Below are 19,948 nucleotides of genomic sequence, written 5' to 3'. Positions count from 1 at the left end.
ACGGGATGTGAGCTTTCACACGCAACACAGAATTGCCACCCGGCGCCCGGTTACGGCAGAGTCTCAGTCCTGTCAGGCCCCCGCATACGGCACATGTGTACCCCCAGCGGTACGGCATCACAGCAGGACCTCAACTCCATAACGCCGCCGTATGCCGCCCGAGCACCTCGCGGCGCTCCCCCAGCGGGAGTTGCCCACCGGGCCCGCGCCTCCCGTGACCCCGCAGTTGGGAGGCCAGTGCCAGGGGCACGATTGCGTCCGCCAGGGTCACCGAAGCGGGCGACGCTGGAAGGAAACCGTGTGAGCCGGATTTCGGTCCGGGGATTCGCAGTGGCCTCGGCCACCGCGGTCACCGCTGTCGGAAGCGTCGTCGGCGTTGCCTCGGGCAGCACCGCGCAGACCAACGACGCCGAGGCGACGGCAGCCGACACCACGCTCCTCGCGGACATACCCGCGGGTCAGCAGGCGCAGGTGCAGGTCGCGTCCGCGTCCCTGACGCAGCAGGCCGACGCACAGGCCATCGCCGCGGACACGAGCGCCAAGAAGGACGCCGAGGAAGCGGCCCGCAAGGCTGCCGCCGAGACCGCGATCGCCAAGAAGGAAGCCGCCGAGAAGGCGGCTGCCCAGGAGGCCAAGGAGCGCGCCGAGGCGAAGGCCGCGGCCAGCCGCGACGACGTCCGCGACTCCTCCAGCTTCCCCACCCAGAGCAGCTACACCGTGGCGCAGATCCAGGCGATGGCGCGTCAGATGGTGGCCTCCGGCCAGTACCAGTGCTTCAGCAACATCGTGGACCACGAGTCCAGCTGGAACTACCGCGCGGTGAACGCCTCCTCCGGTGCCTACGGCCTCTTCCAGGCCCTGCCCGGCTCCAAGATGTCCTCCGCCGGCGCCGACTGGCAGACCAACCCGGCCACGCAGATCAAGTGGGGCCTCAGCTACATGAACGGCCGCTACGGCAGCCCGTGCCAGGCGTGGTCGTTCTGGCAGGCCAACCACTGGTACTAGACGCTCCGCCGCATCCGGCCCACTGAGCACGTGCGGCCGGGTGTGGCTGGTCGCGCGGTTCCCGGCGCCCCCTCGGGGGTGTGTCCGGTGCGCCTCTCAACCTCGCGCAGCCCCTCCCCGTCCTCAGGGGAGGGGCTTTCGCCCTGTACGGTCGTACCCGAACGGCTGGGGGAGTGGTGGCGAGCACCCGGGGACGCGGGGGAAGAGGACGGATCATGTCGCGAGTGCCAGGGTGGCTCGGCCGGCTCGGGGCCGGTCTCACCGAGATGAGCGAGCGTCTCGACCAGCGCCGCGCGGAGGTGGCGAAAGAGCCTTCCGGGGCCGACGCGGAGACCGGTCGGGAACCGGCCACCGAACCCCTCGCCTCACCCGCCGCCGCACCCGTCCCGGCAGCCGCCCCCGAACCGGCCCCGCCCGCCCCCCGGCCCGCCGCGCAGGGTCCTCGCCCCGATCCGGCCGAGGCCGTGCCCTGGGGCGTACGGGTCGCGGCCGAGGCCGGCTGGCGCCTGCTGGTCCTGGCCGGCACCGTGTGGGTGCTGATGCGGGTCATCAGCGCCGTCCAACTGGTGGTGTTCACGTTCGTCATCGCCCTGCTGGTCACCGCGCTGCTGCAGCCGACGGTCGCCCGGCTCACCCGGCGCGGGGTGCCGCGCGGTCCGGCCACCGCGCTCACCGCCATCAGCGGCTTCGTCGTCATCGGCCTGATGGGCTGGTTCGTGACCTGGCAGGTCATGGAGAACATCGACACGCTCTCCAACCAGATCCAGAGCGGCATCGACGACCTGCGCAACTGGCTGCTGAAGAGCCCCTTCCACGTCACCGACAAGCAGATCAACCAGATCGCCAAGAACCTCCGCGAGGCGATCGGCGCCAACGCCGACCAGATCACGTCCGCGGGCCTGGAGGGCGTTCAGGTCATCGTGGAGGCCCTCACCGGCATCCTGCTGGTGTTCTTCTCGACGCTGTTCCTGCTCTACGACGGCAAGCGCATCTGGGAGTGGTTCCTGAAGCTGGTGCCCTCGGCCGCCCGGCCGGGCGTGGCGGGCGCCGGCCCGCGCGCCTGGCGCACCCTGACCGCGTATGTCCGCGGCACCGTCCTCGTCGCGCTCATCGACGCCATCTTCATCGGCATCGGCATCTACTTCCTGGACGTGCCGATGGCCGTCCCGCTGGCCGTCTTCATCTTCCTGTTCTCGTTCATCCCGCTGGTCGGCGCGGTCGCCTCCGGCGCGCTCGCGGTGATCGTGGCGCTGGTGACGCAGGGTGTCTTCACGGCCCTCATGACCCTGGTGGTCGTCCTCGCGGTCCAGCAGATCGAGGGGCACGTCCTGCAGCCTTTCATCCTCGGCCGCGCGGTCCGGGTGCACCCGCTGGCGGTCGTCCTGACCGTGGCCGCCGGCGGCATGGTGGCCGGCATCGGCGGCGCCGTGGTGGCCGTACCGCTGGTCGCGGTGTCCAACACGGTGGTGGGCTATCTGCGGCAGTACTCGGCGGAGTTGCAGCAGCAGAAGGCCTCCGCTCCTTCGGCCGGCGAGAGCGCGAGCGAGAACGAGGGCGAGGGCGCCGGGGAACCGGCCCCGGCCGCCGCGGAGGGGAGCGCGGGAGCCTAGCGCGCACTATCGCGCCGGCGAGGGCGACGGCGGCGGACCGAAGACCGTGGCTCCATGGCCGCAGCTTTCCGCAACCGGGGGCCGCGGGGCTTGAGTACGGGTACTCAGAAGACGACGACGGCCCCCCGCCCACCAGGTGGGCAGGGGGCCGAGCCGCGCCGTCTCGGGTCACTCGGCCAGTACGGCCTCGGCCTCGAGGGTCACGCCGACCGCCTGCACGACAGAGGCGATCTTGAACGCCTCCTGGACGGTCTCGCGCTCCACGCCGGCCTTGCGCAGCACCTGCTCGTGCGAGTCCAGGCACAGGCCGCAGCCGTTGATCGCGGAGACCGCGAAGGACCACAGCTCGAAGTCGACCTTCTCCACACCCGGGTTGCCGATGACGTTCATCCGCAGGCCCGCGCGCAGGGTGCCGTACTCGTGGTCGGACAGCAGGTGGCGGGTGCGGTAGAAGACGTTGTTCATCGCCATCACCGCGGCGGCCGCCTTGGCGGCCTGGTAGGCCTCCGGCGACAGGTTCGCCTTGGCCTCCGGCTCCAGCTCACGCAGCACGATCGGGGAACGGGAGGCGATGGCGGTCGCCAGCACCGTGCCCCACAGCTGCTGCGCCGGCAGCTCGGAGTTGCCGATGACCGAACCCAGGTTGAGCTTCAGGTCCTTGGCGTAGTCCGGGACGCGGGACTTCAGCGAGTCGAGCGACATGGGTCACTCACCAGCCAGCAGCGCGACCGGGTCCAGGGTGTCCTCGCCCTTGCTCCAGTTGCAGGGGCACAGCTCGTCGGTCTGCAGGGCGTCCAGGACCCGCAGGACCTCCTTGGGGTTACGGCCCACGGAACCGGCGGTGACCATGGTGAACTGGATCTCGCGGTTCGGGTCGACGATGAAGACGGCACGCTGCGCGAAGCCGTCCTCGCCCTCGATGCCCAGGTCGCGCATCAGCTCGTGCTTGGAGTCGGCCATCATCGGGAACGGCAGGTCGGTCAGGTCCGGGTGGTCCTTGCGCCAGGCGTGGTGGACGAACTCGGAGTCACCGGAGAAGCCGAGGATCTGGGCGTCACGGTCGGCGAACTCGTCGTTGAGCTTGCCGAACGCGGCGATCTCGGTCGGGCAGACGAAGGTGAAGTCCTTGGGCCATGCGAAGACCACCAGCCACTTGCCCTCGTAGGACTTGTGGTGGATCTGCTCGAACTCCTTGCCCTTCTCCAGCGAGACGCAGGCGGTCAGTTCGAACTCGGGGAACTTGTCACCGACAGTGAGCACGTGCTCTCCTTGCAGCGAAGAAACACCCCTTTTGAGGGTGTTTCCCAGGGGTTGGACGTTGTCGATGTTGGCACAGGGTGCATTGATTAGTGAAATAGCTACACTGGGTCAGGTTGATCGGAGGTAGCTATCAGTGACTGTCAGTAACGGTAAGCGCAGGCAGCCGAGCCTGGCCCAGTTGCGCGCCTTCGTCGCCGTGGCCGAGCACCTGCACTTCCGGGACGCGGCGGCGGCCATCGGGATGAGCCAGCCCGCGCTGTCCGGTGCGGTCTCGGCGCTGGAGGAGACGCTGGGAGTGACCCTCCTCGAGCGTACGACGCGCAAGGTACTGCTCTCGTCCGCCGGGGAGCGGCTGGCCGTACGGGCCAGGGCGGTGCTGGACGAGGTCGGCGCGCTGCTGGAGGAGGCCGAGGCGGTGCGGGCGCCCTTCACGGGCGTGCTGCGGCTCGGGGTGATCCCGACGGTCGCGCCGTACCTGCTGCCGGCCGTGCTCCGGCTCGTCCACGACCGCTACCCGCACCTCGACCTCCAGGTGCACGAGGAGCAGACCTCCAGCCTGCTCGACGGCCTGAACTCCGGCCGGCTCGACCTGCTTCTGCTGGCCGTGCCGCTCGGCGTCCCCGGCATCGTCGAACTCCCCCTCTTCGACGAGGACTTCGTGCTCGTCACCCCGCTCGACCACTGGCTCGGCGGCCGGGAGGGCATCCCCCGCGAGGCGCTCAAGGAACTGAACCTGCTGCTCCTGGACGAGGGCCACTGCCTGCGCGACCAGGCCCTCGACATCTGCCGGGAGGCCGGACGCGAGGACGCGCCCGTCACCACGACCGCCGCCGGCCTGTCGACGCTGGTCCAGCTCGTGGCCGGCGGCCTCGGCTGCACGCTGCTGCCGCGCACCGCGCTCAGGCTGGAGACGACCCGCAGCAGCCAGCTCCTCACCGGGTACTTCGCCGAGCCGGCCCCGAGCCGTCGCGTGGCCTTCGCCATGCGGGCGGGGGCGGCCCGGGCCGTGGAGTACGAGGAACTGGCCGCCGCTCTGCGCGAGGCGCTCAGCGCGCTGCCGGTGCGGGTGCTGGAATAGCCGCTGCGCCCGCTACTCCGTGCGCAGCCCCTCCGGCCGCATCAGCCGGATCAGCGGCGGCAGGCTCAGCAGGGTGACCGCGAGGACCACCGCCGCGCCGGCACCGGCGAGCGACAGTACGCTCGCCCAGTCGACGGTGACCGGGGTCGCCGCCATCTTCAGCAGTACCGCGCCGAGGGCCAGGCCCACCGTCGAGGCCAGCAGCAGGCCCAGTGCGATCGGCAGCGCCGTCTGCCACAGCACCGACAGGCCCAGCGTGCGGCGCCGGGTGCCGAAGGCGACCAGCGACGACAGCAGCTTGCGCCGCTCCCGCAACTGCTCCAGCTGGGAGACCAGCAGGCTCGCCCCGATCAGCGCCAGCACACAGACCGCGCCGATGAACAGGCCGGTGCGCAGGGAGGTGAACTTCACGGACGTCAGGGTCGGCGACAGGCTCCAGGCGTTGGCGAGCCGGTCCACGTGTGCGGCCGTGTTCCGCACGTGCTCGTTCGCGTCCGGCACCGAGGGGTCGAGGCGGACGTAGACCTGGTGGTACAGCGTCGGTGCGGCCCTGGCGGGCAGCGCGGACGGGGTGAGCAGCAGGCCGGAGACGCTGGACTGCAGGGCGTCCCGGCGCGCGGTCACCTTCCGCAGGCCGGCGGGCACCGTCCAGGCGACCTCGCGCCCGCGCTCGCCGCCTTCGTAGGTGGGGTCGATGAACCCGTGCCGGCCCGGCCGCTGGAGGGCCTGCTGTGCGGCGTCGTCGTCCGTGCCCGGTACGAGGAACACGTCTCCGTCCCGGCACGACGGCAGGTGGGCCAGCTCGCGCAGCGCGGTGCAGTCACCGACGGTGATGCCCGCCGAGGTAGCGGGATCGCGGCGCCGGTCGCCGAATCCGCCGCTGGATATCGCCACCGACGCCTTGACGCCCTCGGTGCGGGCGAACTCGCGGGCCGCCACCGCCACCTGGGACCGGTCCGACAGGTCGATCTCCATCGACGCCCGCTGCGGGTCCCGGCCGGTGGACCGCGTGTACTGGCTCTCCACGCCGGCGAACAGCATCTGCAGCGCGATCGCGCCGGCCACCGCCACCGCGATGCCGTTGACCATGCGGGCCGCCGTACCGCTGCTCAGCTGCAGGCGCCGCACGGCGAGCTGCCAGGAGACCGCGCCCGAGCCGAGCCGGGCGACGACCGCCTCGACCAGCCAGGGCAGCAGTGCCGTGACGCCGACCAGCAGGAGCAGCACGCCGCCGATGACCAGGTACTGGTTGAAGTCGCCGTGGCCGCGGCCGTTGCCGATCATCGGGTACAGCATCCCGAGACCCGCCAGCGGCAGCAGCAGCCGCCACCACAGGCGCCGCCGCGCCTGTTTCGCCGTACGCACCACGCCGAGCGGTTCCACGACCACCCCGCGCATCGCGAGCAGCGTCACCAGCACCGCGGCGGCCGGAACCGCCACCGCGACCAGCAGGGCCAGGGCGGGGGAGGGGTCCACGTAGCTCGGGAAGAAGCTTTCGCCCATCACTTCGACCGAGCCCGCGACCTGCCGCCCGATCAGGAAGAACACCGTGCCGACGGCCAGTCCGAGCAGGGCCCCGGCCAGGGCCTCGCCGGCCGCGATCCGACGGGTCATCCGGCTGTCGGAGCCCACCAGCCGCAGCGCGGCCAGCCGCCGGTCGCGACGTTCACCGCCGAACCGTACGGCCGCCGCGATGAACACCGCGACCGGCGTCAGCAGGACGACGAACACCACCAGCGTCAGCAGGATGAGCACCGGATCGGGCTGCTCCGTCGTCGTCGGGTGCGGCTCCCCGAACGCGGTCAGCCGCACCACGCGCGAGCTGTTCTCGCTCGCCACCAGGTCGTCGGCGCCCGCGTAGTAGGCGAGTTCCTGCGAGCCCACCAGCCCGGGCTCGTCGATCGTGTCGACGATCCGGTCCGGGAGCCGCTCGCGCAGCAGCTTCCCGCCGTCCGAGGCGAGCAGCTCCTTCAGCGCGGGCGAGACCACCATCTCGCCCTTCGCCGGGAAGCGGTCCACACCGGGGGGCAGCGGCGCCCGTGGTCCCTCGGGCTGCAGCAGCCTGCCCCGGACGTCCTTGTCGTGCCACTCGGTGGCGCTCATGCCGACCAGCACGGTGTTGTCGCCCTTGGGCGGCACGGCCGCGCCGTAGGTGAGGTCCTGCCGTGCCGAACCCCGCTGGTCCCGTGCGGCCAGCACGTTCGGCAGCGCGGTCGTCAGCAGCAGCAGGGTGACGCCCAGGCCGACGCCCACCGCCGTGAGCACCATCCGGACCCAGCCCTCGCGCCCGCCGGAGAACGCGAACCGGATCCCCAAGCCCAGGTCCCTGGACCACTGTCTGACGTTCATATCGCGCGCTCCATGTCCCGGGACCTGCCGTCGCGTACGACGATCTCCCGGTCGGAGTAGGCCGCCACCCGGGCCTCGTGCGTGACCAGCACGACGGCCGCGTTGGTGGAGCGGGCCGCGTCCGTCAGCAGCTCCATCACGCGCTCGCCGTTGAGGGAGTCCAGGGCACCGGTCGGCTCGTCGGCGAACAGCACCCGCGGGCCGGTGACCAGCGCCCGCGCCACCGCGACCCGCTGCCCCTGGCCGCCGGAGACCTCGCCGGGCCGCTTGCCCTTCAGGCCGTCCACCTCCAGGCGCTCCATCCAGGTCAGCGCGGCCCGCTCGGCCTCCTTGCGGGAGGCGCCGTTCAGCCGCAGCGGCAGTGCCACGTTCTCCACGCAGGTCAGCTCGGGGACGAGCTGGCCGAACTGGAAGACGAAGCCGAACTCGCTGCGGCGCAGCGCGCTGCGCCGGGCGTCGCTCATGCCGGCCAGTTCACGGCCGTCGTAGGTGATGGACCCGGAGTCGGGCGGCACGATGCCGGCGAGGCAGTGCAGCAGCGTCGACTTGCCGGAACCGGAGGGGCCCATCACGGCGACGACCTCGCCGGGGTGGATGGAGAACTCGGCGCCGTCGAGGGCGACCGTGGGGCCGTAGGCCTTGCGCAGGTTCTCGGCGGCGAGCAGGGAGCCGGGCGGAGGAGTCATCGGGCCACCGCCTCACGGAGCTTGTCGAGGCGCGCGGCCGTCAGCTCCAGCCAGCGCAGGTCGGCCTCCAGGTGGAACAGCGCGTGGTCGCAGATCAGCTGGTCCGCGAGGTCGCCCTTGCGCTTGCGGTCGGTCAGGATCCGCATGCTGCGCAGGTGCTCGGAGCGCTGGGTGTCGAGGATGTCGGCAGCGTTCCGGTGGGTGAGGAGCGCGAGGACGACCTTGGTGTAGAGGGTCGACTGGAGGTACTCCTCCGGCTTCTCCGGCGTGGCGAGCCAGCGCTCGACATCGGTGACGCCGGCGTCGGTGATGGCGTACCGCTTGCGCTCGGGTCCGCCGCCCGCCTCGATGCCGTCGACTTCCACGAGGCCGTGCTTCAGCAGCCGGGACATCGTGGAGTAGACCTGGCCGTAGTGCAGCGGCCGGTCGTGACCGAACTTCTCGTCGAAGGCCCGCTTGAGGTCGTAACCGTGGCGCGGGCCGGACTCCAGGAGCCCTAGGAGGGTGTGACCGATGGACATGGGAAGCACTCTACACACGGTGTATACGCGGTATGTATACGCCGAGTGCAGAGGTCATGGCGGGCGGTAGGGCCGTGCAGGTGGCGCGCCATTGTCATGGTTCGGTAACGAAGCACAGCCCCCGGCGGCGACGGCGGTACGGAGCCTGTCAGGCGGACGGTGAACCGGGCCCGGAGCCGCCGGGCGGTGATGCGGGGCCGGGGCCGCCGGGCGGTGATCCGGAGCCGGAGCCGCCGGGCGGCCGTCCCCGGCGCGGCAGCGGCCCGGTGTCCTTCGGCAGCCGCCCCGCCTCGGCCAGCGCCTTCCTCAGCAGGAACTCGATCTGCGCGTTGGCCGACCGCAGCTCGTCCCCGGCCCATCGGGCCAGCGCGTCGTACACCGACGGGTCCAGCCGCAGCAGCACCTGCTTGCGCTGCTGCGACCGGCGCCGGGGCGTCTCCGCGGAGTCCGTCACTGGTAGAGGGTCCCGGCGTTGAGGACCGGCTGCGGGGCGCGGTCCCCGCACAGCACGACCATCAGGTTCGACACCATCGCCGCCTTCCGCTCCTCGTCCAGCTCCACCATGTCCGCCTCCGCGATCCGGGCCAGTGCCGCCTCGACCATGCCCACCGCGCCGTCGACGATCTGCCGCCGGGCCGCGACGACCGCGCCCGCCTGCTGCCGCTGGAGCATCGCCGAGGCGATCTCGGGAGCGTATGCGAGATGGGTGAAGCGGGACTCGACGATCTGCACGCCGGCCGCCTCGACCCGCACCTGCAGCTCGACGGCCAGCTTCTCGGTGATCTCCTCGGCGTTGCCGCGCAGCGACAGGCCGTCCTCCTCGTGGGCGTCGTACGGGTACTCGATGGCGATGTGCCGCACGGCCGTCTCGGTCTGCGTGGCGACGAACTCGGCGAAGTCGTCCACCTCGAAAGTGGCCTGCGCGGTGTCCTTGACCTTCCACACCACGACCGCGGCCAGCTCGATCGGGTTGCCGTAGGCGTCGTTGACCTTCAGGACCGCGGTCTCGTGGTTGCGCACGCGGGTGGAGATCCGGGTCCGCGAGGTGAAGGGGTTCACCCAGCGCAGGCCGTCCTGCCGGATCGTGCCCCGGTAGCGCCCGAAGAGCTGGACCACCCGCGCCTCGCCCGGTGCGACCGTGTTCAGTCCGCGCATCGCGATGAGGGACGCGACGAGTATGCCGACGCCCGCGGCGATGAGCCCGCCCTCGGCACCCTCCGAGGCAACCCCTCCGGAGGCGGCGAACAGGGCGATCGAGGCGCCGAGCCCGATCAGCCCGAGCAGCAGGGCGAGGCCGCCGCCGATGCTGTGGGCGGTGAACTCCCGCACGCGTGGCGCGGGCATCTCGGGAACGTCGGCGGTGGCGGCCGGCGCGGATGCGGACATAGGGGACCCCCCGTTCTCGTGGTACCTGGCTGGTACCTATCTCTGTTCTAGCTAAGTGATATCACTTTACGCCGCCAGGCAACCTGGCGCCACCGATTGCCGTCGGTTCCCTAGGGGCGGGTGCTCATTGTCACGTCCGTAAAAGAGCGGATCAGACGCCCTTTGTCATATAGGGGGGTGTTAGCTTTCAGGGCTGACCCCGAGACGGAAGCGAGCGTAGGGACTCATGGGACGAGCGGAAGAGAGACGAGCGCGCCAGCGCGGTGGCCACCGCGCGGCGCCCAAACGCCGCCGCTCCGCGCCTGAGGCCGGCACCGCCCCCGAGGCCGGCACCGCGTCCGGGGCTGGGTCCGGGGCGGCGTCCGGAGCCACCGCCGGAGGCAAGCCCGCCAAGAGCCTCATACGCCGGATATTCACCTGGAAGAAGATCCTCGGGACCTTCTTCGGGACCTGCCTGCTGCTGATCGCCGCCTTCATCGGCCTCTACCTGTACGTCGATATCCCCGAGGGCAACGCCGCCGCCCAGCAGCAGAGCAACGTCTACAAGTTCAGTGACGGAACGATTCTGGCCCGCAGCGGCAAGGTCAACCGCGAGATCGTCGACCTGTCCAAGGTGCCCCGCAAGGTCCAGCTGACCTTCGTCGCCGCGGAGAACAAGAGCTTCTACAACGACGTCGGCGTCGACTTCAAGGGCACCGCCCGCGGACTGCTCAACACGGTCGCGGGCAAGGGCAAGCAGGGCGGCTCCACGATCACCCAGCAGTACGTCAAGAACTTCTACCTCAACCAGGACCAGACCGTCACACGCAAGGTGAAGGAACTGGTCATCGCGCTGAAGGTGGACCGCGAGAAGTCCAAGGACGACATCCTCGCCGGCTACATCAACACCAGCTACTACGGCCGCAACGCCTACGGCATCCAGGCCGCCGCCCAGGCCTACTTCCACGTCGACGCCGAGGACCTCAAGGTCGAGCAGGGCGCCTACCTCGCCGCCCTGCTCCAGGCGCCGAGCCAGTACGACTGGGCCGTCGCCACCGACGCCGGCAAGAAGCTGGTCACGGAGCGCTGGAACTACGTCCTCGACAACATGGTCGAGGAGGGCTGGCTGCCCAAGGCCAAGCGCGACGCCATGCACTTCCCCAAGATCAAGGAGCCCAAGGGCGCCCCGGGTCTCGAGGGGCAGAAGGGCTACCTGGTCGAACTCGCCAACCAGCAGCTGGAGAAGCAGCTCATGGCGCAGCAGGGCCTGACCCAGTCGCAGGCGGAGAACGCGGTCGTCGAAAAGGGCTGGACCATCACCCTCAACATCGACCGCAAGAAGCAGGCCGCCCTGGAGAGGGCCGTCAAGAGCCAGCTGACCAGCAAGCTCGACAAGAAGAAGCGCAAGGTCGACGGCGACATCCAGGCCGGCGCCGTCTCCGTCGACCCCAAGACGGGCAAGATCGTCGCGCTCTACGGCGGCCAGGACTACTACAAGCACTACTACGACAACGCCACCCGCCGGGACTACCAGCCCGCCTCGACGTTCAAGCCGGTCATCCTCGCCTCCGCGCTGGAGCAGAACGCGACCACGCAGGACGGCAAGCCGATCGCCGCCAACACCCTCTACGACGGCACCAGCCGCCGCCCGGTCCTGGACCACGGCAGCAAGGTCGGCTTCGCCCCGCCGAACGAGGATGACGTCAGCTACGACGACATCACCGTCCAGGAGGCCATGAACAAGTCCGTCAACTCCGTCTTCGCGCAGATGGGCGTGGACGTCGGCATGGAAAAGGTCATGAGCACGGCCGGCCGGCTCGGCATGGACACCAAGGGCATGCAGGCGGTGCCGGCACAGACCCTCGGCTCGATGGGCGCCAGCCCGCTGGAGATGGCCGGGATCTACGCCACCTTCGCCAACCACGGCTACAAGGTGACCCCGACGATCATCAAGTCGGCCGAGATCCAGGGCCGTTCGGCCGACATCCCGGACGCGGTGGGCGGCTCGGTGATCAGCCGCACGGCCGCCGACACGGTCACCTCGGTGCTCACCGGCGTGGTCGACGACGGTACGGCCCAGACGTCCGTGGCCGGCAACCCGTCCCGCGACGGACAGCAGGTGGCGGGCAAGACCGGTACCTCCGACGAGAACAAGTCGGCCTGGTTCACCGGCTACACCCCGGACCTGGTCACCTCCGTCGGCCTGTTCGGCGAGGACCCCAAGACCAAGGCGCACGTGTCCATGAGGGGCGCGACCGGCCTGCTCAAGCCGCCCGGCCGGATCAACGGCGGCGGCTACCCGGCGCAGATCTGGGCCACGTACACCTTCGGCGTGACCGACAAGGCCTCGTTCGACCTGAACACCACGCAGGGCGCGGCCGTCGAGCCGACCCAGACGCCCACGTGGACGCACACCCCGACCCAGACGCCGTCGCAGACGCCGACCAGCGAGCCGCCGACCTCCCAGTCGCCGACGCAGTCGCCGTCCCAGTCGCCGTCCCAGTCGCCGACGAAGTCGCCCACCCAGACCCCGACCCAGACGCCGACGAGCAAGCCGCCGACGACCCCCACCACTGAGGACCCGCTCGACCCTGACGCCGAACTCGGCCAGTAGGAGCGCACGCGCAAGGGCGCCCGACGCAGTCCGGTGCGGCCACCGCCGCCGGACTCCGGGCGCCCTTCGCCGTACCGGGGCGGCCGGGCTCGGCTACGGACCGGGCCCGGCCCGGCTCCACCCCGGGCGCCCTTCGCCGTACCCGGCCGCCTCGCCCCCGGCCCCGCCTCGCCCCCGGCCCCGCCTCGCCCCCGGCCCCGGGCCGCCCCCGGCCCCGGCCCCGGGCCGCCCCCGGCCCCGGCCCCGGGCCGCCCCCGGCCCCGGCCCCGGTCCGGGGCCGGTCCGGCTCAGCTGCGGTTCAGCTCGAACCAGACCACCTTGCCGGTGCTCAGCCGGGTCGCTCCCCAGCGCCGGGCCAGCCTGTTGACCAGGTACAGGCCCCGACCGCCCTCGTCCGTGGCCCGCGCTTGCCTCAGGCGCGGCAGCTGCGGCACGTCGTCACCGACCTCGCAGCGCAGCACATGGGTGCGCAGCAAGCGCAGCGTCACCGGCCGGGACGCGTACCGCACGGCGTTCGTCACGACCTCGCTGACCAGCAGCTCCACCGAGTCCGTCAGGTCCTCCAGGTCCCAGCGGGCGAGAGCGCGCCGGGCCAGCCGGCGGGCCTGGCCGGGAGCCGCGTCCTCCGGCTCCAGCGTCCAGTAGGCGACATCGCTCGGCGCGATCCCGTCGAACCGGGCCGCGAGCAGCGCGATGTCGTCGTCCCGGTCGCCCGGCCCGAGCATGTCCAGCACCTCGTCACACAGCGCCTCGAGGGGCGGCGGATGGTCCGGGCCGGTCAGCTGCGCGGTCGCGGCGAGCTTCTCGCGCAACTGCTCTATGCCGGTCCACACGTCCCGCAGCCGGGACTCCACCAGACCGTCGGTGTACAGCAGCAGCGTCGCCCCGGCGGGCGCGTCCAGCTCGACCGCCTCGAAATCGACACCCCCGACGCCGATCGGCGCGCCCGGCGGCACCCGCAGCACCTCGGCCCGCCCGCCCAGGTGCAGCAGCACGGGCGGCGGATGGCCGGCGTTGGCGATCGTGATCCGGTGCGTCACCGGGTCGTAGACGGCGTACAGGCAGGTCGCCATGCGGTCGCTGCCCAGGCGCTGCGCCTGCTCGTCCAGGTGGTGCAGCACCTCCTGCGGGGGCAGGTCGAGCCCGGCCAGGGTCTGCGCGGTCGTGCGCAGCTGGCCCATGATCGCCGCCGAGGTCATGGAGTGCCCCATGACGTCGCCGACGACCAGCGCGACCCGGCTGCCGGGCAGCGGGATCGCGTCGTACCAGTCGCCGCCGACCCGGGCGGTCTCCGCCGCCGGCAGGTACCGGGAGGCCAGCCGGACGCCGGTCGGGCGGGGCAGGGTCTCGGGCAGCATGGTGCGCTGCAGCTCGTCGGCGATGTAGGCCTCACGGCCGTACAGCACGGCCTTGTCGATGCCGAGCGCGCTGTGCGTGGCGAGCTGGGCGGCGACCAGCAGATCGTCCGCCTCGAACGCGAGCCGCTCCGGCCGGCGCAGGAACAGCGCCGCGCCGATCACCCGGCGGCGGCCCCGCAACGGCGCGAGGATCGCGTGCTGCCCGCCCGGTACGACAGCCTCGCCGCCCTCGCCGAGCAGCTCGGGCAGCGCGGCCCGGGCGGCGGGCGCGTCGGCGAACACCGGCCGGACCCCGCGCAGCACCTCGTTCAGCGCGCCGCCCGGCCGCACCTCGCACAGCTCGGTGGTGAGCGACGACAGCTCCGCCAGCGCGGTCGGCTCCGCCTCCGGCTCGAACGCCGGCGGCAGCAGCACCCCTTCGGTGTCCCGCTCCTCCGGTATCCGGTCGGTGCGGCGCAGCCGCAGCACGACCGGTCCGGCGGGCCGCTCGTCACCGACCGGCAGCGGGTCGCGCAGATAGACCAGGATCGCGTCCGAGAACGTCGGCACGGTGGCCCGGCACAGGCCCATCACGATCTCGTCGAGATCGAGCCCGCGGGCGATCCGCCGGGTGGCCGCACCCACGAACCGCAGCCGGTCCCCGTCGCGCCGCATCGGCATCGGCCGCCCGGGCGGCAGCCCGCGCCCGCTCCGGCGCTCCTGACCGCCGGACGTCCGCTCCGGCTCGGCACCGGGCTGCGCCGGGATGCTCTCCGGGGCGGGCCGCGGACGATGGTCACCGACGCTCGCGGTCCCCCGCGCCGGGGGCCCTCCCATCGGGTCGTCGGTGGCGGGCTGGGAATGCTCGGGGCCGTTGACTGGGGGCTCCTTCCCCTTGCCGTCCTTTCCCTTGCCACAGGACGTGGCCGCGGCCGGGCCCGAGGGGGTCCCGTCGGGCCGGGCCTGCGCGGGTAAGGCCGGGTTGCCCGGCTGTTTCGGGGTACGCAGGAGCGCCCCGCGGGCTTCCGCGGGGTCGACGCCCGGCTGGGGGCGTTCGAAGGAGGTCGGCTGCTCCGTCACGCGTGTCGCATCCATCCGTCCGGGGCTGTGCGCCGGGTACACCGGGCGCGCAGTTGGTCCCGCCGAAGTCCCGATACCCGCAATACGTGTCCCGGGAACGGAATTCCCGCGTGGTCAGAGGTTGTTCCTGTGCCGTTCGCAGAGCCGCCGCCGTTCGCGGTGGTGCCGCCCTCGTACGCCTCGCTCACGTGCTGCCGCCCCTCGGTGACGATCGATCAGGCCCGGCGCATGCTCCGGGAGTTGCACTAACGCGCCCTTGCGGAGGACGATCCTACGTTTCTTGCCTGGGGGCGCATCAAGAGTCTCATGAGGACACGTGCGCGGGCGTACGGTCCCAGTCCTCGGGGAGAGAAGGTACCGCCCAGGACGGGTCCGGGCGCCAGTGCGGCCAGCCGTCCGGGAACGGCGGCCCCCAGGCACGGATCACCTCGACCGCCTCCCGGCCGGCCGCCCGCACCCGCTCCGCGGTCTCCGCGTTCATCAGCCCGTCCCGCTGGGCCTGCGCGAACTCGTCCTCGTCCCGCCAGTGCCAACTGCGGTCCGGGTGCACGGAGATGTCCAGGAAATGGTCCTCGGAGTCCACCCCGCCCGACCAACGCGCCAGCGGCTGCTCCAGGTTGACGTACCAGTTCTTGAACCGCCAGCCCGGGTCCCAGAACAGCCACACCGACCAGGGCCGGCCGGGCTGGGCCAGCTTCAGCACACCGGTGCCGAACCAGCGGTCCCGCTGGACCGTGCGCGGCTTGGTGTAGCGGGACTCGAGCGGTTCCAGGTGCACGGGCGTACCGTCGGCCAGGACCGGCTTCACGCACTCGGTGCCGGGGGCCAGCCACACCGCCAGGACCTCCGCGTCGTCGCGTACGACGGTGACGGGCCGGGCGATGTGGACCTGGTCGCCCCCGTTCTCCCGGTAGCGCCACAGTATCTGCGTCCCCGGGGTCCAGTGCGCCGCAGGTCCCGCCGCCACTCGTGTCACCGCTCCGTCGTCCGTCATGCACAGATATTAGGTGCCGCGGTCAGAGGACGCTGCGGCACCCGTCACGGTTGTGCACGGTGGCCGGAAAGCACCGCTCGCGGCTACGGACGCGTCATCCCCAGGACGTCCAGCGCCTCGTCCAGCTGCTCCAGCGTCAGGTCGCCGCGCTCCACGTACCCGCCGTCCAGGACGACTTCGCGGATCGTCCTGCGCTCGGCGAGGGACTTCTTGGCGACCTTCGCCGCCTCCTCGTAGCCGATGTACTTGTTCAGCGGGGTCACCACGGACGGTGACGACTCGGCGTACTCCCGGGTGCGTTCGCGGTCGGCGGTGATGCCGTCGACGGTCCGGTCGGCCAGCAGCCGCGAGACGTTGGCCAGCAGCCGGACCGACTCCAGCACGTTCTTGGCGATGACCGGGAGCATCACGTTCAGCTCGAAGTTGCCGGCCGCCCCCGCGGTGGTGATGGTGGCGTCGTTCCCGATGACCTGGGCGGCGACCATCAGCACGGCCTCGGGCACGACCGGGTTGACCTTGCCCGGCATGATCGAGGACCCGGGCTGCAGGTCGGGCAGCCGGATCTCGGCGAGGCCGGTGCGCGGCCCGGACGACATCCAGCGCAGATCGTTCGCGATCTTCGTCAGGCCCACCGCGATGGTCCGAAGCTGCCCGCTGGTCTCCACGACACCGTCCCGGGCACCCTGCGCCTCGAAGTGGTCGCGGGCCTCGGTGAGCGGCAGCCCGGTGGTCCGGGCGACCTCCTCGATGACGGCGGCCGAGAACCCGGGCGGGGTGTTGATGCCGGTACCGACCGCCGTGCCGCCCAGCGGCAGCTCGGCCAGGCGCGGCAGGGACGCCCTGAGGCGCTCGACGCCGTACCGCACCTGGGCGGCGTACCCGCCGAACTCCTGGCCCAGCGTCACGGGTGTGGCGTCCATCAGATGGGTGCGCCCCGCCTTCACCACGTCGGCGAACTCCCCGGCCTTGCGCTCGAGGGACGCGGCGAGGTGCTCCAGGGCCGGCACCAGGTCGTGGGTGACGGCCGCGGTGGCCGCGATGTGGATCGAGGAGGGGAAGACGTCGTTGGACGACTGCGAGGCGTTGACGTGGTCGTTGGGATGCACGTCCCGGCCGAGCCGCTCGGTCGCCAGCGTCGCGATGACCTCGTTGGCGTTCATGTTGGACGAGGTCCCGGAGCCCGTCTGGAACACGTCCACCGGGAAGTGCTCGTCCCACTGACCCGCGGCGACCTCCGCGGCCGCCTCCTGGATCGCCTGCGCGACGTCCTCGTCCAGCACGCCCAGCTCGGCGTTCACCTTCGCCGCCGCCGCCTTGATGCGCGCCAGCGCCTCGATGTGCGCCCGTTCGATCCGCTGTCCGGAGACCGGGAAGTTCTCGACGGCGCGCTGGGTCTGCGCCCGCCACTTGGCATGGGCCGGGACCCGGACCTCGCCCATGGAGTCGTGCTCGATGCGGTAGTCGTCGCTCATGTCACGTGCAGCAAAACGGAGGGCGGCGATGTTCCGGACCGCCGCCTGCTGCATTGGCGGGACCGGCTTCACCGGGTCGGGGGAGCGGGCCGGCCGCCGCCGGGCGGGATGTCCCGGATCGGTGTGACGATCACCTCGAAGGTGACGATGCGACTCCCCGCCGTCACCACGCCCGGCAGGAGGAACGATCGGATGAACCTCTCCCTGAAGCGCTCGCTCGCCGCCGCCGCGGCGGTGGCCACCGGCACCATAGCCCTGCTCGGTGCCGCCGCCGGCACCGCCGAGGCCGGTGGCCGCGCGCACTGCGACCGCGCCGAACGGCCCGTCTGGAGCGAGGGGCCGAGCCGCAACATGACCGCCCGCGGCTGCAGCCTGCCGTCCCGTGAGCGCCGCTGGTACCGGGTCGAGGTCGATACCCTCGTCCAGCCCCGCCAGAAGACGGACTACGTGGGCGGAGGGGTCGTGGAGACCAAGACCGTGCACGACAGGACCATCAGGTGCCTGGGCTACACCTCCGGCAGCAAGGGCACGGTGAACTGGTTCGGCTGCGTACCGCACTGACCCGGCCCGTCGAGCGCCCCCACCCCCGCTGCCACTTCCGGCGGGGCCCGGCGACGGCGTTCCCGGCCGGGAGCCATGGTGGTCGCCGTACCCCCGGCCGGGAGCCACGGTCGTCGCGGTCCCGCCCGGGAGCACGGCGACCGTGTCCCGGCCGGGGTCGGATCGCGCAGGCGGGTCCTGCCTGCCGGTCAGGCCAGGCCGGGACCCCGCACCGGGATGCTGGTGAACGTCGGCTGGGGCGCCGGGTCCTGGAAGAAGTCGTTGCCCTTGTCGTCGACCACGATGAACGCCGGGAAGTCCTCGACCTCGATCTTCCAGACCGCCTCCATGCCCAGCTCCTCGTACTCCAGGACCTCGACCTTCTTGATGCAGTCCTGGGCGAGACGCGCGGCCGGGCCGCCGATGGAACCGAGGTAGAAGCCGCCGTGGGTGCCGCACGCGTCGGTGACCTGCTTGCTCCGGTTGCCCTTGGCGAGCATCACCTTGGAGCCGCCCGCGGCCTGGAACTGCTCCACGTAGGAGTCCATGCGGCCGGCCGTGGTCGGGCCGAAGGAACCGGAGGCGTAACCCTCGGGGGTCTTCGCCGGGCCGGCGTAGTACACCGGGTGGTCCTTCAGGTACTGCGGCATCTCCTCGCCCGCGTCCAGCCGCTCCTTGATCTTGGCGTGCGCGATGTCGCGGGCCACCACCAGCGGGCCGGTCAGGGACAGGCGGGTCTTCACGGGGTACTTGGTCAGCTCGGCGAGGACCGTGTCCATCGGCTGGTCCAGGTCGATCTTCACGACGTCGCCGGCCTCGTCGAGGTGCTCCTCGGTGGTCTCCGGCAGGAAGCGCGCCGGGTCCGTCTCCAGCTGCTCCAGGAAGACGCCCTCGGCGGTGATCTTCGCGACGGCCTGGCGGTCCGCGGAGCAGGAGACGGCGATGGCGACCGGGCAGGACGCGCCGTGGCGGGGCAGACGGATCACGCGGACGTCGTGGCAGAAGTACTTGCCGCCGAACTGCGCGCCGATGCCGATCTTCTGGGTCAGCTCGAAGACCTTCTCCTCCAGCTCCGTGTCCCGGAAGCCGTGGCCGAGCGGGGAGCCTTCGGTGGGGGCGTTGTCCAGGTAGTGCGCGGAGGCGTACTTGGCGGTCTTCAGGGCGTACTCGGCGCTGGTGCCGCCGACGACGATCGCCAGGTGGTACGGCGGGCAGGCGGCCGTGCCCAGCGAGCGGATCTTCTCCTCCAGGAACTTCATCATGGAGGCCTCGTTCAGGACGGCCTTCGTCTCCTGGTAGAGGAACGACTTGTTGGCGCTGCCGCCGCCCTTGGCCATGAAGAGGAACTTGTAGGCGCCGCCGTCGGTGGCGTACAGCTCGATCTGGGCCGGCAGGTTGGAGCCGGTGTTCTTCTCCTCCCACATGGTGAGCGGAGCCATCTGGGAGTAGCGCAGGTTCAGCTTGGTGTAGGCGTCGTGGATGCCGTGGCTCAGCGCCTCCTCGTCACGGCCCTGCGTCAGCACGTCCTGCCCGCGCTTGCCCATGACGATCGCCGTGCCGGTGTCCTGGCACATCGGCAGTACGCCGGCCGCCGCGATGTTCGCGTTCTTCAGCAGGTCGAGCGCGACGAACTTGTCGTTGCTCGAGGCCTCCGGGTCGTCGATGATCCGGCGCAGCTGGGCGAGGTGGGCCGGGCGCAGGTAGTGCTGGATGTCGTGGATGGCCTCCTCGGCGAGCTTGCGCAGCGCCTCCGGCTCCACCTTGAGGAACGTCCGACCGTCGGGCCCCTCGACCGTGGAGACGCCCTCGGCCGTCACCAGCCGGTAGGGGGTGGTGTCCTCTCCCTGGGGGAGCAGATCGGTGTACACGAACGCGGGGCGGGGCGCGGGGGAACTACTCGGCATCTCAGCCCATTCCTCACTCTGACGGATGGCGGCCCGCCGACGCTGGCGGGCCTCACCAGCGTAGAACCTGCCGTCGGCCGCGGGCTTGTGAGGTAAGGCTCAGTCGGGGGTGTCGCGATCTATCGTGTTTGGG

The 19,948-nt window shown here is 71.5% G+C and carries 16 protein-coding genes; 5 read left to right on the top strand and 11 right to left on the bottom strand.

What is annotated here, in order from left to right; genetic code table 11:
• Positions 1 to 300: 300 nt before the first annotated feature.
• Positions 301 to 1,005: an aggregation-promoting factor C-terminal-like domain-containing protein gene (locus JK359_RS04320; RefSeq protein ID WP_201831791.1), complete on the top strand. Its 705-nt coding sequence runs from the start codon at positions 301 to 303 to the stop codon at positions 1,003 to 1,005.
• A 215-nt stretch (positions 1,006 to 1,220) separates the two neighbouring features.
• Positions 1,221 to 2,615: an AI-2E family transporter gene (locus JK359_RS04315; protein WP_201831789.1), complete on the top strand. Its 1,395-nt coding sequence runs from the start codon at positions 1,221 to 1,223 to the stop codon at positions 2,613 to 2,615.
• A 168-nt stretch (positions 2,616 to 2,783) separates the two neighbouring features.
• Here JK359_RS04315 and JK359_RS04310 read toward each other — a convergent pair whose 3' ends face one another.
• Together JK359_RS04310 and JK359_RS04305 are read right to left on the bottom strand one after the other, a co-directional pair.
• On the bottom strand, positions 2,784 to 3,317 hold the full coding sequence (locus JK359_RS04310; protein WP_201831787.1) for an alkyl hydroperoxide reductase: 534 nt from the start codon (positions 3,315 to 3,317) through the stop codon (positions 2,784 to 2,786).
• Between the two features lie 3 nt (positions 3,318 to 3,320).
• Entirely contained in the window at positions 3,321 to 3,875 is a 555-nt protein-coding gene (locus tag JK359_RS04305) for a peroxiredoxin (RefSeq protein WP_069778975.1), read from the bottom strand.
• Between the two features lie 133 nt (positions 3,876 to 4,008).
• Here JK359_RS04305 and JK359_RS04300 point away from each other — a divergent pair, with 133 nt between their 5' ends.
• Complete coding sequence (locus JK359_RS04300) at positions 4,009 to 4,953, top strand: LysR substrate-binding domain-containing protein (protein WP_201831785.1); 945 nt, start codon at positions 4,009 to 4,011, stop codon at positions 4,951 to 4,953.
• A gap of 12 nt (positions 4,954 to 4,965) precedes the next feature.
• Here the strand turns inward: JK359_RS04300 and JK359_RS04295 are convergent, their stop codons facing one another.
• The 5 genes from JK359_RS04295 to JK359_RS04275 form a co-directional block, all read right to left on the bottom strand.
• Positions 4,966 to 7,302, bottom strand: coding sequence for an ABC transporter permease (locus tag JK359_RS04295; protein WP_201831784.1), 2,337 nt, complete (start codon positions 7,300 to 7,302; stop codon positions 4,966 to 4,968).
• Positions 7,299 to 7,988: an ABC transporter ATP-binding protein gene (locus tag JK359_RS04290; protein WP_201831782.1), complete on the bottom strand. Its 690-nt coding sequence runs from the start codon at positions 7,986 to 7,988 to the stop codon at positions 7,299 to 7,301. Before JK359_RS04290 ends, JK359_RS04295 begins: the two co-directional genes overlap by 4 nt.
• Entirely contained in the window at positions 7,985 to 8,509 is a 525-nt protein-coding gene (locus JK359_RS04285) for a PadR family transcriptional regulator (protein WP_201831780.1), read from the bottom strand. Before JK359_RS04285 ends, JK359_RS04290 begins: the two co-directional genes overlap by 4 nt.
• Before the next feature lie 148 nt (positions 8,510 to 8,657).
• A complete protein-coding gene (locus tag JK359_RS04280) occupies positions 8,658 to 9,014 on the bottom strand; it encodes a type II toxin-antitoxin system antitoxin (protein WP_372445346.1) in 357 nt (118 codons plus the stop codon).
• Positions 8,960 to 9,895 (bottom strand): SPFH domain-containing protein, encoded by a 936-nt coding sequence (locus JK359_RS04275; RefSeq protein WP_201831776.1) that lies wholly within the window; start codon positions 9,893 to 9,895, stop codon positions 8,960 to 8,962. The genes JK359_RS04280 and JK359_RS04275 overlap by 55 nt, the downstream gene beginning before the upstream one ends.
• 226 nt (positions 9,896 to 10,121) lie before the next feature.
• Here JK359_RS04275 and JK359_RS04270 point away from each other — a divergent pair, with 226 nt between their 5' ends.
• Positions 10,122 to 12,488: a transglycosylase domain-containing protein gene (locus tag JK359_RS04270; RefSeq protein WP_201831774.1), complete on the top strand. Its 2,367-nt coding sequence runs from the start codon at positions 10,122 to 10,124 to the stop codon at positions 12,486 to 12,488.
• A 287-nt stretch (positions 12,489 to 12,775) separates the two neighbouring features.
• Here JK359_RS04270 and JK359_RS04265 read toward each other — a convergent pair whose 3' ends face one another.
• The 3 genes from JK359_RS04265 to JK359_RS04255 form a co-directional block, all read right to left on the bottom strand.
• Positions 12,776 to 14,920: a SpoIIE family protein phosphatase gene (locus JK359_RS04265; protein WP_236677300.1), complete on the bottom strand. Its 2,145-nt coding sequence runs from the start codon at positions 14,918 to 14,920 to the stop codon at positions 12,776 to 12,778.
• Positions 14,921 to 15,209: 289 nt separating this feature from the next.
• The gene (fomD, locus tag JK359_RS04260; protein ID WP_201831771.1) at positions 15,210 to 15,899 is read right to left on the bottom strand and encodes a cytidylyl-2-hydroxypropylphosphonate hydrolase; all 690 of its coding nucleotides are present in this window, start codon (positions 15,897 to 15,899) and stop codon (positions 15,210 to 15,212) included.
• Positions 15,900 to 15,982: 83 nt separating this feature from the next.
• Positions 15,983 to 17,371, bottom strand: coding sequence for a class II fumarate hydratase (locus JK359_RS04255; RefSeq protein ID WP_201831769.1), 1,389 nt, complete (start codon positions 17,369 to 17,371; stop codon positions 15,983 to 15,985).
• A gap of 192 nt (positions 17,372 to 17,563) precedes the next feature.
• On the opposite strand from JK359_RS04255, the gene JK359_RS04250 reads away from it, so the two are divergent.
• Positions 17,564 to 17,932 (top strand): hypothetical protein, encoded by a 369-nt coding sequence (locus JK359_RS04250; RefSeq protein ID WP_201831767.1) that lies wholly within the window; start codon positions 17,564 to 17,566, stop codon positions 17,930 to 17,932.
• 188 nt (positions 17,933 to 18,120) lie between these two features.
• On the opposite strand, the gene JK359_RS04245 is transcribed toward JK359_RS04250, so the two are convergent.
• Complete coding sequence (locus JK359_RS04245) at positions 18,121 to 19,815, bottom strand: fumarate hydratase (protein WP_201831766.1); 1,695 nt, start codon at positions 19,813 to 19,815, stop codon at positions 18,121 to 18,123.
• Between the last annotated feature and the right edge of the window lie 133 nt (positions 19,816 to 19,948).

Source organism: Streptomyces actinomycinicus (genome assembly GCF_016741775.1).
Lineage (GTDB): Bacteria > Actinomycetota > Actinomycetes > Streptomycetales > Streptomycetaceae > Streptomyces > Streptomyces actinomycinicus.
The sequence above is the reverse complement of the archived record's forward strand: the minus strand, read 5'-3'. Positions and strand labels throughout refer to the sequence as shown.

Excerpts from the sequence above, each read along its gene's own strand:
- JK359_RS04315 (WP_201831789.1), top strand. The coding sequence starts at position 1,221 with ATGTCGCGAGTGCCAGGGTGGCTCGGCCGGCTCGGGGCCGGTCTCACC.
- JK359_RS04245 (WP_201831766.1), bottom strand. The coding sequence starts at position 19,815 with ATGCCGAGTAGTTCCCCCGCGCCCCGCCCCGCGTTCGTGTACACCGAT.
- JK359_RS04265 (WP_236677300.1), bottom strand. The coding sequence starts at position 14,920 with ATGGATGCGACACGCGTGACGGAGCAGCCGACCTCCTTCGAACGCCCC.
- JK359_RS04255 (WP_201831769.1), bottom strand. The coding sequence starts at position 17,371 with ATGAGCGACGACTACCGCATCGAGCACGACTCCATGGGCGAGGTCCGG.
- JK359_RS04250 (WP_201831767.1), top strand. The coding sequence starts at position 17,564 with ATGAACCTCTCCCTGAAGCGCTCGCTCGCCGCCGCCGCGGCGGTGGCC.
- JK359_RS04310 (WP_201831787.1), bottom strand. The coding sequence starts at position 3,317 with ATGTCGCTCGACTCGCTGAAGTCCCGCGTCCCGGACTACGCCAAGGAC.
- JK359_RS04270 (WP_201831774.1), top strand. The coding sequence starts at position 10,122 with ATGGGACGAGCGGAAGAGAGACGAGCGCGCCAGCGCGGTGGCCACCGC.
- JK359_RS04275 (WP_201831776.1), bottom strand. The coding sequence starts at position 9,895 with ATGTCCGCATCCGCGCCGGCCGCCACCGCCGACGTTCCCGAGATGCCC.
- JK359_RS04290 (WP_201831782.1), bottom strand. The coding sequence starts at position 7,988 with ATGACTCCTCCGCCCGGCTCCCTGCTCGCCGCCGAGAACCTGCGCAAG.
- JK359_RS04285 (WP_201831780.1), bottom strand. The coding sequence starts at position 8,509 with ATGTCCATCGGTCACACCCTCCTAGGGCTCCTGGAGTCCGGCCCGCGC.
- fomD (WP_201831771.1), bottom strand. The coding sequence starts at position 15,899 with ATGACGGACGACGGAGCGGTGACACGAGTGGCGGCGGGACCTGCGGCG.
- JK359_RS04295 (WP_201831784.1), bottom strand. The coding sequence starts at position 7,302 with ATGAACGTCAGACAGTGGTCCAGGGACCTGGGCTTGGGGATCCGGTTC.